8 protein-coding genes are annotated in these 14,862 nt (G+C 42.1%); 1 reads left to right on the top strand and 7 read right to left on the bottom strand.

All coding sequences use genetic code 11. The features are described 5' to 3' along the window. Positions 1-4 precede the first annotated feature (4 nt). From hpsE to gloA, 7 genes are all read right to left on the bottom strand, one after another. On the bottom strand, positions 5-964 hold the full coding sequence (hpsE, locus tag V7K84_RS06040; RefSeq protein WP_334836913.1) for a hormogonium polysaccharide biosynthesis glycosyltransferase HpsE: 960 nt from the start codon (positions 962-964) through the stop codon (positions 5-7). Positions 965-1,149: 185 nt separating this feature from the next. Next, the gene (locus tag V7K84_RS06035; protein WP_334836912.1) at positions 1,150-1,827 is read right to left on the bottom strand and encodes a prepilin-type N-terminal cleavage/methylation domain-containing protein; all 678 of its coding nucleotides are present in this window, start codon (positions 1,825-1,827) and stop codon (positions 1,150-1,152) included. 38 nt (positions 1,828-1,865) lie between these two features. Then, positions 1,866-2,861, bottom strand: a complete 996-nt coding sequence (gene hpsC, locus V7K84_RS06030; protein WP_334836911.1) for a hormogonium polysaccharide secretion pseudopilin HpsC — start codon at positions 2,859-2,861, stop codon at positions 1,866-1,868. A gap of 65 nt (positions 2,862-2,926) precedes the next feature. Next, a complete protein-coding gene (hpsB, locus tag V7K84_RS06025) occupies positions 2,927-3,574 on the bottom strand; it encodes a hormogonium polysaccharide secretion pseudopilin HpsB (RefSeq protein ID WP_334836910.1) in 648 nt (215 codons plus the stop codon). Positions 3,575-3,778: 204 nt separating this feature from the next. Continuing rightward, positions 3,779-8,686 (bottom strand): hormogonium polysaccharide biosynthesis protein HpsA, encoded by a 4,908-nt coding sequence (gene hpsA, locus V7K84_RS06020; RefSeq protein WP_334836909.1) that lies wholly within the window; start codon positions 8,684-8,686, stop codon positions 3,779-3,781. A 931-nt stretch (positions 8,687-9,617) separates the two neighbouring features. After that, positions 9,618-12,260 carry an ATP-dependent chaperone ClpB gene (gene clpB / locus V7K84_RS06015; protein ID WP_334836908.1) on the bottom strand — a complete coding sequence of 881 codons (2,643 nt, stop codon included), beginning with the start codon at positions 12,258-12,260 and terminating at the stop codon, positions 9,618-9,620. Between the two features lie 602 nt (positions 12,261-12,862). Then, positions 12,863-13,297 (bottom strand): lactoylglutathione lyase, encoded by a 435-nt coding sequence (gene gloA, locus V7K84_RS06010; RefSeq protein ID WP_334836907.1) that lies wholly within the window; start codon positions 13,295-13,297, stop codon positions 12,863-12,865. 269 nt (positions 13,298-13,566) lie between these two features. Between gloA and eno the strand changes: the two genes are divergently transcribed. Continuing rightward, positions 13,567-14,856 (top strand): phosphopyruvate hydratase, encoded by a 1,290-nt coding sequence (eno, locus tag V7K84_RS06005; RefSeq protein ID WP_334836906.1) that lies wholly within the window; start codon positions 13,567-13,569, stop codon positions 14,854-14,856. Positions 14,857-14,862 lie beyond the last annotated feature (6 nt).

Here is a 14,862-nt window from a genome sequence, read left to right as displayed (position 1 = left end):
TAATTTATTTTTTAAAGTATCCATTTTTCCAAAGATAAAAAGGACTAATAAAACTACTTAAAAAAAGTTCCATTTCGCAAGCAGCTACCAAATCATCTTTCAGATTAGTTCGATATTTGAGTAAGTGTAAGGTGATTTTACGCAAGTCATTTATCATATAAGACAAAAGAGCAAATGGTCTATATATTTGTTTTATATTTACCATTCTAGTTACACAGCGGCTAAGTCCAATCCCTCGGAAAAATGGAATTAAATAATCTTTTTGCAAACGCAACTTTGGTATTTTGTGTGATATTTCCATTTCTGGGTTATACCAGATTTCCCATCCTGATTTTTGAATATAAGACAACATTTCTAAATCTTCACTGGTAAGCATATTACCTTTAACTCTACCAGTTAAAATAGACTTATCTGGTACACTTTCTAACCATGCTTGTTTACGGACAACAAGTCCGGCAGAAGGAGGTAGCAATTTTTTAGATGCTTCATATAATAGCGGTAGATTCCCCCGCTCTGTAATTGCTAAGAATGGAGCAATTCGCTTAAAGTTTTCCGGTGGTTCTACTTCCCAGTCTGGGTGAATTTGGCTGCCATAAGCTCCCGCTTTGGGATATTTTTCGCCAAAAGCATAAGCTGCGACTACCCAATTTGATACTGGGTAGTTGTCATCATCTAGAAAACCTATAAATTTACCTTTAGCTTCTAAAACTGCCTTTTTTCGCGCATAAGCTGCGCCTTGTTTTGCTTCAAAGCAATACTTTAAAGGGTAAGGACATCGCCAATCTTTTTGATAGGTTTGAACAACTTTAGCTGTATTATCAGTGCTGTTATTGTCTACAACTATAATTTCCCAAGATAAATTTTCGGTGTGAACTTGGTTTTGTAGTCGTTCTAGTAGTTCAGGCAAACGACTTTCACCGTTATAAGTTGGGATAGCTACAGTAAAGTCAAGGTTCTCAGTCATTTTCCGAAAAGTGTATTTTGATGACGCTTATTATTATGTTCAGGCAATGGCTAATTTATCAATGGCTCTTAAATGAATCTATCAAATATTAAAACTGCACATGATGTTTCAATTTTGCTATCAATGTGCAGTTTTATGTTCAGCAATATTACGTATTTTTAAACCAATCTTGGTATTTAAATTACTTAACTGCATTTATTATCTTTTGCTGTCAGCATTGAGCCTAAGAGAGTGTTCACAATGACACATCGCTTTACGCTACTAGGTGATGTAGGATTTGCAGAGCTTGGTACAGCTACCACTATTTGTAACCCAGATGTTCCAAGGCTTGTATTGGGTAAAGTTCCCATATAGTCAAAAGTAATTTTTGCTGATGCATTTAAAGAATAGGATACATTAGAATCGGCAGTGTTTTCAGTAGTGCTATTTAGATTTGTACCTAACAAAAATTTATCAGAGCTAACGCCTACATCCGTTCCTAAAGGTTTCCATGTGCTGATTCCAATATCGGTACGATAAATAGCAACCTCTTGGGTTGTGCTATTTTTCCGAAAACTGACACTGTAGCTAAGTTTTTTGATTTTAGCTTCGCGTTGTGCTTCTTGCAATGCAGCGAAAACGGCGTCGTTAACTTTATTTATCCGTTGCCGATTTACAAAGGCAGCCCAACCAGGAGCTGCGATCGCTGCTAAAATTCCTACTAACAGCAGTACTACTATTAACTCTATAAGACTAAATCCAGCATCTTGTTGATTGTAGCCATTGATAGAGAGTCTATTTGCTAAATATTGCTGCTTTAGCTTTGTTTTTCGGATGTGCAACTGTAAAGAATCTAATAGTTTTAAACTAAGAATATTCGGCATACTATCCTGTTTTTATTAATCTTTATCAAAGATAGAAGCTATTTGGTAAAAATGAAGCTGCTTCCTTGAACTTTAATGTTTCCACTCGGAAAATAACTAGATTTGCTTTGCGCGTAACGTACTTTAGTTTCATCATTTTGTATGAGACGAGCTTGTGCATTACCTCTTAAGTAAACTTCCGCAGCACTTCTATTATCTGTGCCAACTGAATTTATACAAGCATAGAATCCTGTTCTGGCAATAGTTGCTGCTACTGGAACTTGACTAAAGTTAGTAGAGCATGTTGCTGCTGGCGCTCCCTGTGCTATTGTTGTTTGATCTATAAAATCAACTAAAACTAAGGGATCTTGAGTGTAACTCCCCCCTCCTGTCCAACTATTCATTTTTGCTTGTAACGTTATGCCCTTTTGTGACAAGTCAAATGGTTTAAAACCTTTATCTGGACATGGGAGATATTGTTCAGTGGTAAATCCCACGCCGCAAGCACCTACTGTAGCAGCACTATTTGGAACGCCATCTTTAATTTCCCATCTGGCGATGCGTGCAGCGTTAGACCAAGTAGTACTAGTGTCTTTAATTAAATAGTAGGCAACTAATGAGTAAACAAAAGTATCATCTTTTTGAGTGCCTGTAATTGTAATTGCTTGATTAACTAATTCTCGTTTCCAAAAGACAATCACAGGAACTCCATTTGTTGGACTAGGTAGTTGATTTGTACTTGCATTTGGGCAAGTGTTAGTATCAACAGTACCGCTTAGACAAGCAATTCCAGTAGCATCATATATATATATTGCTTGTTGGAGATCGCGAGTAATATAATCTAGTGCAGCTTTAATTTCTTGCTCAGAGTTCGCTTTGGCTTGTTCCTGACCATCAGTGTTTAAAATACCGATCATAAAACTTAGTAACGGCGTAATTACTAAAAATGCAATGAGCATAGCCACCAATAATTCAATCAGGGTAAAACCACTATTTTTATTTTGCTTGTGAGAGGGTTTTAGCTGAGTACTTAACAGCCACCTCAATATATTCATTTTGCTACAGATTCTCCTTAATGACCGATACTGAGTCATGAAATTATTTATGTTTACCGGGTTAATTATGGTTGACAACCACCAAGGCGATCGCACAAAGCGCTATAGGAGCTTTGACCCCTGACAATTTCAGTTGTCATTTCTACTAGGGGTGCTTTGCGATTGCCTAGTCCCCCAGTAAATGTTGCTGCTGTTTTTCCACTGCTACCCGCAGTTAAAGAACCAAATTCAGCATCTGAACGATATACCCGAACTCCCAAACGATAGCCTTGACCTTTATCAGCGTCGCTACCTGTGACAGCAACACGAATAGCTTGAATGTAAAACAAATCGCTAGTACAGTCGGGATTAGAAAGGCTGCCATTTTTGTTAAAGCAATACAAACCAGTCCTAGCAGTAGGAGCTGACGTACTACTCAATAAATAATCACTGCTTGAACTAGATACATTTCTACTTGTGCTAGCAGCCAGTGTAACGTTGATTGTCGGATCTGAGATTGTTTTAGACTTAATAGCATCAATGAAGGCTTTAGCCGCTCCTGTTGCCAATTCCACCCGTTTAGCTTGCACACGAGTTGCTGTTGACATTACTAGGACAGGTGCGATCGCTACCAGCAAAATGGCAACCACGAGGATTGCCACGAGCGACTCAATGATTGTAAAACCTGACTCGTTAGACTGGGCAGAAAATTCTTGTAGTTGGCGTGGGTTCATACTCAATTTCTTAATAAGGCTATGTTTTAAAGTAATTTGCGATCGGGTGTAATACACTCGTAACCTCTCTTCAAACCTCTCCCCTACAAAGAGAAGAGGCTTTGAATTTTACCCCTTCCTATCAGCGAAGGAGGCTAGAGGATTAGGTCTGTTAACGCGATTTATTTACCCAAAAAGTGCTGTGAAAACTCTCATTCAGACACTTTAGGATGGCTGGAGTTGGCAGTTAGTAGGACGTTCGGTTGCAGGTAGCGCAAATTTGAACTTGCGGTCAGGGGCCGGAGGGGTAGTAACAGGGGTAGAGACGATGGTGCCAAAGTAGGCGCTGGGCGCATCCTCAAACCCATTCCCTGCATTCGCATTCTCATCTTGGACAGCACACAATAGAGTTTTCACCCAAAGGTCATCCCGGCCTACTTCTCTGAAGTATTCATTCGGAGGATCTGCTGCTGGAGTTACAAAGCGCTGGGCAAACAAGTCAGGATTTTGCGCCAATAAAGCCACATCAAAACCCCAGTTACGGTTAGGAGGCATATAATAAGGCGCTTCACCAGCACCAGTAATACCTATAGAAGTACTATCTGATGTGTAACCAGGTCTGTCAGAATGCAGAACTCTGTAAAAGATACTGTTATTCTTAGCAAGGCTAGCAGCGTCAGTAAAATTAGGGTCAGCAGTGGTTGCTGGAGCAGTTGTTGGTCCTGGTCTAACAAAAGCTTGGAATGGTGCGCTAGCAAAGATACTGCGTTTAAATTGGATGAATGAACCGTTGATATTGGCATCAATCCCACTCCAGTTTTCTAAGAAGCGCACAAAGTTATGCAAACCCCCATTGATTTCGTAGCTACTTGAACCCACACGAGCAGGAGTATCGCCACCCGCAACTACTAGATTAAAATTTGTTGCACTTGCCTGAGACAACCATCTAGTGTTTTTAACGAGACTAGATGATCCTGCTAAACTGGCGTAACCTTGATCTTGAGGTGCTGCGGTTGTTACCTGTAATTGCAATACAGGTTCTAATAACGGCTGGTATGTCGCATCTCTGGCTGTAAGAATCAATCCTGTAGTAGTTCCAGGAAAATCCCTCAAACTAGAAGCTGGTGGTTTGTGGTATCTGAAAAATAGACGATTAGTGGCGTTATATTCTATTTTATCGAGTCCTGACCCTGGTGCTTTAGTGTAATCAGTATCTGTTGTAGTTGCAAACCATAGGGCATTACTTGCTGTTTCAGGTAAGGTGCCGTTACTAAATTGGTCTACTACCTTATTTCCGCCCACTGTTTTTATGCCCAGTACAACCGGAGTAGCGGTATTAAAAGGTATAAAAACACCAGCAGCATTAACTGTTTGACCCAAAATATTTCGTTTGTAGGCAACCCGGCGGGCAAATCTTTCAAAACCAGGCTGTGCCAGTTGGGCAGTAGTACCAGCTAAGAGTTTGCTACGCTCTGCATTTGTTGGAAGATTATGGGATTGTATTGTTCGATCGCCATCGTAACCAATATACCAATCAGTTACTCCACATTCCGAAACTGGTATTTTAAAGCACATTTCCATTACATACTCTGGGAAAGTTCCTCGGCGTTGAATGGGTGTGACGAAATTGGTCAAGTAAGAACTGTTATTGTCGGTAGAAGTGGGAGTACCTTGATAGTAGGCATCACCACCAGAGTCAATCAAGAATTTAGATGAAGTGACGAAGTTGTTATTCCAGAAACCTACCTTTAGTCGGCTGAGTACGAGGTTAGGATCGCTTCCTTGGTTATTTCGCAAGTCGTAATCACCCTCATCACGGAAACCTTCGCGGAAGCTATTAGAAAGCAAGGTGACAGCATCAGCAATTACTGATGCTGGTCGCCAGGTTTCGCCTGTTGTGCAATTGGGTAGTCTGGGGTCACTAGGCCGACAAGCAAAGTCAGGATCGCGGTTTGCCGCAGCACGAGTGTAAAATTTAGTATCGTAGTTAGTAGCGCTAGGAGCAGGTAAAAGATCCGGGGTTTTGAATTCTTGTTTAGTGTGCAGATTAAAATCGCCTTTAACATACACTGGTAGCTCAGTGGCTAAAATTAAGCCTTTTTCTTCTGCTCTGTAATTAGTCTGACGACTCAAGTTACTGCCATTAATCAACATAATGGCGTTGGGTCGCCGTTCTGGATCGAGCCTGTAGTCACTAGCACTGACATTTTCACTAGCTGAGTTACTGGTATCTTTTTGAGCATCATCACGAGAGGCATAGATAATGCCGCTATTGGGCAATAGATATTCGTTATCAGATGCAGCGCCGATTGCTTGTGTACGAAGCTTACTTAAATCTATGGTAGTGGCACGAATTTCTAGAGGCTGACGCTGTTCGACTTCCAGATTGTAGTTTCCAGTTAATGCACCACCTTTATCTGTAGCTTTAATTTGTCGGGCATCAAGAAATGCCCTTTCTGTGATTGCACCATGAGGAATGTAAGTAGTACTCTGAGCTAGAGTGCCATCAGCAATGTTTATCGCACAGATGGCAGAGTCAATTGCTGATTGCTCAGAGAGAGTGAGTTTGCTGGTAGTTGCTTTGGCTAGTGCTTGCCGTAGCAGAGGATTCACAAGGCGTCCATTGGGAAATACCAAGTTGGCTTGATATTTCAAGCGATCTAGCAAAGTTACACCAGTGTTAGTCACATCATCAGCGCTAGTCGCAGCTGCAAAAAAACCATTGCTATTTACTGTCTGTCCTCTAGTTATGCCAGCAGATGTAGTAGCGGGAGCAGCGTAAACAACCCCATTATTTGATCTAGCTCCGACAGGTCTAGTACCACTTGTGTCACCGCTCACATCTGGTAGTGTATCTGTATTTCTTGCTGTCTCATTGTTTGTGGGATCGTAGTAGCTGCTTACACAGGCCATCGGTGTTTGATAATCGTCTGGTGTAGCTGCCTCAGGATCGTAGGAATCAAAATTGTAGTGATACACTGCCGTGGCACGCATTACCAAATCACCACGTTTTTGTTTACTCGCATTCAGAGGATCGGTCGGATCGGGTACAAGCATAGGCATAGTATCAGGCCAGACTACTGTGCCAGCACTTTCGTTGACTACCGACACTGGCGTGCTTGGATCATCAGGTGGTGTTGGACGAGTAAGTGTTAGTCCGGAACCTGTAGGCCTATATACTCCAGCACCTGTAATCACCCTCAGTCCACCGACCACATCAAGGGGATTAGATCGGGGTGAAGCGGCTGAAATTTCCCAAAAACCATCACGTCCAGTTACCCCTAAATCTGATAACTGTCTGACGCGAGTGGTACGAGTTCGATCTTTGGTAGTACTACTTGTCCACCTCACAGCAGGGCTGATGGTTTGGGGATCATTCTCTCCTACAAAGTCTCCTTTTGTGCTATCCCAGATAAGTTCAGGCAGGTTGTTGCCTACTACGATGCGATCGCCTAACTGTGTTTCTATTACGGGAGTATTATCTACAACGTCTGGATCTCTGGTAGGTAGTTGCGCTGTATTTAGTGTTAATTTTGTATTAGTATCTGTTGGATAAATCCAGGCATCCATTGGACGTAGCGTATTAACAGAACCTTTCATAAAAGTTGCTGCATCTGCTGTGGTGTAATCGACACCAGCAGATTTTTCAATAGCAGAATTACCATAAAGAACTTCTTTAAATGGTACACGCCTAGTACGCTTACGGAACCAGTTTTCTAATTCTTCCTTACGTACTTTAGTCGTATCTAAACTTGGATCGTTTAGAATCCGGTTGGTTATATTAGTTCTGATTTCTTGAGGATCAGTAGTAGCATCATTGTTAAGTTGTGCCTTCACTAATAAGTCTATACGTTGAGCATAAGCCTGAGTGTTATAGGCAATGTCATTTGAGTTATTTGAGGTAGTTTTATTAGTATTTGTAGCAGAAGTTCCCAACGTTTTACTTGTATCAGGTAGACCATTTTCTACAAATAAATCTACGCGTGTTCCACCTGTATCAGTTGCACTAATTGGGCTACTATTTGCAACATTACCGCCAACAACTATTTTGCCATTTTCTCGTTCGTAGTAACATGAATACCTACTACTGACCTGAAATAGGGTTATATTTTGATCGCTTTTAGCAGTAAATAAATTACTATTGGTAAAGATGCGTCCATTGAGACGGAATCTAGGCCCAGGTGTAATATCTAAATCATCTTCATAAACAACGGCATTATTAGTAATAGAAACTTGACTACGATCTTGTTGCATTTCTAATGCCGAGAAGCCCTTATTACCTCGATACTTCTCATATTTGGTTGTATCAAGAGAAGTAGCTTGAGCAATATCACTAATGGGAACTGTGACTGCATATACGAAAAAGCTTTTTTTCAATTCGCCAGTTGGTAGCTTATACCAACCCGAACTACCTACTAAGCTGGCGCTAGTATCACCAGCTACGTCACAAGCTCCACCTGCCTTAGTTGGTAACATCGGAGGGGTTCTAGCATCTAGTGGGCTTCTCTTTCGGAGTGTACCAGTTTGGGGGGGAGTGCGGAAGTAAAGACCATAGAGAATAAAGCTATCAAATTTACCGTTATTATCTGTATCGGCAGGAAATTTCCAGGCTGTTTGTATGTTTTCTTGATTTTCTAAAGCCATACTACTAGCTGCTTCAATCATCGGAGTTGAAGTACTTCCATTAAGGTTATAAGCCAGGGTTATAGGAGTTTCATCACCAAACGTATAGATAGAAAGTTTATTAACTAAGGTATTGTATAGGGTTAGATTTGATGGGACAGAGCGTGGTAAAGTTGGGTCGGCAAACAGTGCACTTATTTTGGCTTTAGCCCTGTCTAAAGCAGGGGTGGCAGCTTGCATTGTTGCTTCATTCACGCGGACGTTACTAGCATTTTTGGAACGCTCAAAAGACCGAAACAAAATTGCAGTTGTTAACAGTACGACTACCAAAATTACCATCGCCACTGTTGGCAATACAAAGCCAGAATTAACCGAACCGCGTCTTCTTTGAGTACCAGAGATAGTTCGCAAAAGCAAAATAATCTGCTTGTTAATTGCAGATAAAAGCTGCTTGTTAATTTGTCTGAAGTTTTTTTGAATTACCTTGAATAGGTGACGTTTTCGAGACATATCTGCTTCCTGGTCAAGTGGATTATAGCGAATTTTCTATTTATTCAAAGTTTTCACTCATGCCTATAAAGTATTCTTACAGGCATTAGTTCAGATGATATTTATCTAACTACTTTATTTGACTTGAATAACTTCCAAATAAAGTAGTTATCAAAAAAGATAATTTATTAAAGTTATATCATTTATGAATTGTTCATTTTATCCGGGAAACACTGATTTTTTCAGAATTATTTAGTTCGAGTCTGGTAAATAATAAGAGCATTACCTCACAGTAGATTTGCGTAAATGTGTTTTATTGTAAGGCAAGTTTATGAAGATGTTATTAGCAGATGTAGACTTATAATACCCATCTGTTAAAAGAAAGATATCAGTTAGGTGCAAAATAATCAGATGTGCAGCTTAGATTCCCGACTTCTTGATTAAAGAAGTCGGGAATCTTATTGTTCACATTGTTTTGATTAATTACTAATTACTTACTAGTACGACTTGGCGTAAATCCCACTACTACCTTTAAAGGCAAGCAAGCCTCTGCCACAGGGTACTAATTTTTCGTACCCTGTAGCAGATGTTATATAATGTTCGCTTGATTACTTACTAAACCCCAAGAACCCCACCCCGCCAAAGCTACGCTTCGTCTCCCCTCCCCGCCTGCGGGGAGGGGCTGGGGGTGGGGTACAATGATTGTGGAAATCATAACTAATTACCCGGACTTTATATTACTACGCATCATAGATACAAGACAGTCAAATTAACATTAAAAAAGACGGTTAGAAACCGCAACTACACAGGGTTTACCCACGGAGGTGGGTTCAAACCCTCAATTCTTCTTAAACTTTGTTTGTGAAGGCAGTGTGATCTTTCCCTACAGCCCTTTGGGTATCATACGGCAGGCGCTAGCGTCTCCCTTTGAGTGAAAGGGAGACGCTAGGTGCTATGTAGCAATCTGTGGTACTGTCACCTTCACAAGCACTTTTTTGCTAAAAGACAGACCATTTTCATTTTTGTCAATGATAATCGTGTCTCCAGAGATAAAAGTATTTTCCAATAATTTGGTGGCGAGGGGGTTTTCTACTTCTCGCTGAATTGCCCGTTTGAGTGGACGCGCACCATAAACTGGGTCATAGCCTGATTCAACAAGGTGATCGCAGGCTGATTGGGATATCTCAAAGAAGATTTTTTGCTCGCGGAGGAGATTTTCTACTCGTTTGAGTTGAATGCGGATGATCTGCCGCATTTCTGTGCGATTTAGGGTATGGAAGAGAATAATATCATCGACGCGGTTGAGAAATTCGGGGCGGAAATGCGATCGCAATGCTTCCATTACCCTAACCCGCATCGTCTCATACTTGGAATCATCACCAGATATATCCAAAATATGTTCGCTACCAATGTTACTGGTCATCACAATAACGCTGTTACGAAAATCTACCGTTCTTCCCTGAGAATCAGTAATTCTCCCATCATCCAACACCTGCAATAGAATATTGAACACATCGGGGTGCGCTTTTTCCACTTCATCCAACAGCACCACTGAGTAAGGACGGCGGCGAATTGCCTCGGAAAGTTGACCGCCTTCTTCATAGCCGACATATCCTGGAGGCGCTCCCACAAGACGAGAAACTGAGTGTTTTTCCATATACTCAGACATATCCAAGCGCACCAATGCATCATCAGAATCAAAGAGAAACTGAGCTAAGGCACGGGCGAGTTCGGTTTTACCTACGCCTGTGGGGCCCATGAACAGAAATGAACCAATGGGACGAGAGGGATCTTTCATCCCCGCACGGGCGCGGCGAATTGCGGCTGCTACTGCTTCTACAGCCTCTTCTTGCCCAATGACTCGTTGATGCAAATGACTTTCTAATTGCAGTAATTTTTGTCGTTCCGATTCCAACAGGCGGTTGACGGGAATTCCTGTCCATTTAGCGACGATTTCGGCAATGTCGGATTCAGTAACTTGTTCTCGCAGTAAAGTGGAACCTTGGTTTTGAATTTCTAAAAGACTCGCTTCTTTGGCTTCGCGCTCGTGCTGCACTCCCTCCAATTTGCCATACTTTAGTTGGGCAGCTTTATTTAGATCGTAGGCGCGTTCTGCCTGTTCAATTTGCACTCGCAGCGCATCTTCTTCTTTCTTTAAGGCGCTTATAGCCTCCAATATCTGCTTTTCACCTTGCCATTGCTCATTAAATATTTGCTGCTTTACCGTTAAATTGGCAATTTCTTGTTCAATGCGCTCTAAACGTTCTTTCGTTTGGGGAGTACCCTTTTCTTCGCCAGCTAATGACAGCTTTTCCATTTCTAACTGCATGAGGCGGCGATCGATGGTTTCCAATTCGGCTGGTTTGGAGGTAATCTCCATTTTCAACTGTGCTGCTGCTTCATCTACTAAGTCAATAGCTTTATCTGGTAAAAAGCGATCGCTAATATAACGTGCTGATAAAGTGGCTGCTGCTACCAAAGCCGAATCAGAAATTTTGACGTTGTGATGCACTTCGTAGCGTTCTTTCAATCCCCGCAGAATGGAAATAGTATTTTCCACACTTGGCTGATCGACAAATACTTGCTGAAAACGACGTTCTAAAGCAGCGTCTTTCTCAATGTGTTTGCGGAACTCGTCGAGGGTAGTTGCGCCAATACAACGCAATTCTCCCCGCGCCAGCATTGGTTTAAGCAGATTTCCCGCATCCATTGCCCCTTGTTGAGTAGAGCCTGCACCGACTACGGTGTGCAGTTCGTCAATAAACAGAACAATGTCACCGTTAGATTCAGTAACTTCCTTGAGAACCGCTTTTAGGCGTTCTTCAAATTCACCTCGTAATTTTGCTCCAGCAATTAAACTGCCGATATCTAACGAGATCAACTTGCGGTTTTTCAGAGATTCAGGAACATCACCGTTTACCATCCGTTGTGCTAATGCTTCTGCGATCGCAGTTTTACCTACCCCAGGTTCACCAATGAGTACGGGGTTATTTTTGCTACGACGAGACAATACTTGAATTACCCGCCGAATTTCGTCATCCCGCCCAATTACCGGATCGAGTTTTCCAGCTTTTGCCTGTTCTGTCAAATCTCTGCCAAATTTTTGTAAGGCTTCATAGCGGGATTCTGGGGTTTGATCTGTCACTTTTTGGCTACCGCGAACCGTTTTGATAGTAGCTTCGAGTTTAGGTGCATCCGCGCTAAAGCCTTTGAGAATCTTTCGTCCAATGCGATCGTCTTCAGCAAAGGCCAAAAGTATGTGTTCTACGGAAATGTAGGAGTCTTTCATCCTAGTTCTAGCTTCCTCGGCTCGGTCTAGTAAAATATCTAAATTGCGGCTAAGGTAAAGCTGATCGCTTTTACCAACTTTGGGCTGGCGTTGGGTAAAGGCTTCTAGCTGCTGTTGTAAGCGGATTGGATCGACCTCAGATCGAGCTAGGATACGTATTGCTAGACTAGTGGGTTCTTCTAACAGGGCAATAATTAAATGTTCAACATCTAGTTGCTGTTGTTGATAAGCACGGACTATATCCTGAGATTTAACAATTGCTTCCCAGGCTTTATCAGTAAATTTATTGGGATCTGTAGGTTGCATCTTTAAAATTTTGGAATTTGGATTTTTAGTTTAGGGATTGGGAGTGGGGATTGGGAGTGGGGATTGGGGATTGGGCATTGGAAAAACTTTTCCCTAGTCACTAATTCCTAGTCCCTAGTCCCCAGTCCCTAATTATCCAAACATTCTTAGCGTATATCCGCGTGTATCTCCGGTGGCGATTTAGGATTGGCAATTGATGATAGTTTAATCCATTACCTATTTCCTAATTTAAAACGAAAACACTGTTATGAGCAGACTTTCCCCAATGGTATTGTTGGACCGAGCGTTATTAGTGTTGCTCATTAACGAGAGTATGGGGTAATATTAATCGGATCTACCCAGAAAATGATCCTTTAACCCGGCTAAAAAGGGGAAGTCTGGCGTGTCTGGCTTGATTGGCACGAGATGCCAGTATGTCAGAAGAATCAATCTCCCTCTAGCTCAACTTTTCAAGACATCAGTGTGGATTTTCCGATCGCTCTTAAGCAAAAGTTACTCCCCAGATCCTCGAACTCTTAAAGAAGTTGAGGATCTGAATCCAGCTTAAATAAGCGACATTTCACCCTACTAGATAATTGATTTTTTGGAAATCCCTGATAAAATTACTGACTTACAAGTTGCTCTTGTGATTCTTGTTTGACTGCCGAACTTTGAGTTCCCAGTTGAATCAGTTCAATTTTATACCCATCTGGATCTTCTACAAAAGCAATTACTGTCGAACCATGTTTCATCGCCCCTGGTTCGCGCACAACTTTACCGCCCTGATTGCGAATTTCTTCACACGTAGCGTAAATATCATCAACGCCAAGAGCAATGTGACCGTAAGCATTACCTAATTCGTACTTTTCCACACCCCAGTTGTAGGTTAGTTCGATTACCGAGTTATCGCTTTCGTCGCCATAGCCAACAAAAGCCAGGGTAAATTCTCCGCCTGGATAATCTTTTTGGCGCAGCAGTTTCATTCCGAGAATTTCACAGTAGAACTTTAAGGATTCTTCAAGGTTGCCCACCCGCAGCATTGTGTGTAGTAATCGCATATTGACCTTTTCTCTGTAATTGATTTAGTGTTATTCTCTGCAAACATTTTACCTAGCTCAAAGTCTTAAGGTAAAAATGCTGTCACAGAAAGAATTAAAAGCCGAAAGGGCAGGATAAACAATTACCCATTCTGGGCATTGCTTCCTATCCCTATAATGGAAATCTTCTTTAATCTCAGCCGAGAAAGTCTCTTAACCGCCTATGCTAGCGATTGGGTTAGGCAACTGGACTGGATGCGTAACACACTCGAATAAAGGATAAAGTACAGATGAGTAAATTTCTAGATACTGCCATTGAGGCGATCGCAGCCCGTGAAATTCTTGATTCACGCGGTAGACCGACAATTGAAGCCGAAGTGCATTTAGCTAACGGTGTTGTCGGACTGGCGCAAGTTCCCAGTGGTGCTTCTACTGGCACTTTTGAAGCTCACGAACTGCGTGATGGCGATAAAAGCCGTTATGGGGGCAAAGGCGTACTCAAGGCAGTACAAAACGTCAGAGAAGCACTTGCACCAAAATTACTAGGCTTGGATGCCCTCAACCAAGAACTGCTAGACCGGACAATGATTGGCATAGATGGTTCTGCTAACAAATCCAATTTGGGGGCGAATGCAATTTTGGGGGTTTCCTTAGCAGCAGCCAAAGCCGGTGCTGAGTCTCTAGAAATTCCTCTATATCGCTATTTGGGTGGTCCTTTAGCGAATTTGCTCCCAGTGCCGTTGATGAACGTGATTAACGGTGGCGCACACGCCTCAAATAACGTCGATTTTCAAGAGTTTATGATTGTCCCAATTGGCGCAACTTCCTTCCGGGAAGCATTGCGCTGGGGCGCAGAGGTGTTTGCTACCCTCAGTCAAGTGTTAGATGAAAAGGGTTTGCTTACTGGTGTAGGTGATGAAGGCGGCTTTGCTCCTAACCTAGAATCTAATCAGGTCGCTTTGGAATTGCTGGTTGCTGCCATTCAGAAAGCTGGTTACAAACCAGGGGAACAAGTCGCTTTGGCGTTAGATGTGGCAGCTAGCGAATTTTACAAAAATGGCCAGTATGTTTACGATGGTAAACCTCACGCCCCGGCTGAATTTATTGATTATTTAGGACAACTAGTCGATCAATATCCCATTGTATCAATTGAGGATGGCTTGCACGAAGAAGATTGGCAAAGTTGGCAATTGCTAACCCAGAAGTTAGGTTCGCGGGTGCAGTTGGTAGGGGATGATTTGTTTGTGACTAACGCTACTCGCTTGCAAAGAGGCATCCAGGAAAAAGCCGCTAATGCCATTTTGATTAAACTCAATCAAATTGGTTCGCTTACTGAAACCTTGGAAACAATTGATTTGGCAACTCGCAATAGTATCCGTTCAGTAATTAGCCATCGTTCTGGTGAAACAGAAGACACAACGATCGCTGATTTAGCTGTAGCAACTCGTGCCGGTCAAATCAAAACAGGTTCTCTGTGTCGCAGCGAACGCGTAGCAAAATATAATCGCTTGCTGCGAATTGAAGATCAACTAGGCGATCGCGCCGTTTATGCTGGTGCTGTAGGGTTAGGGCCGAAGTAGAGTTAG

The sequence above is a fragment of the Nostoc sp. genome (assembly GCF_036917315.1).
Lineage (GTDB): Bacteria > Cyanobacteriota > Cyanobacteriia > Cyanobacteriales > Nostocaceae > Nostoc.
Note: the sequence above shows the minus strand (reverse complement) of the source record. Positions and strands in the feature narration are given on the sequence as shown.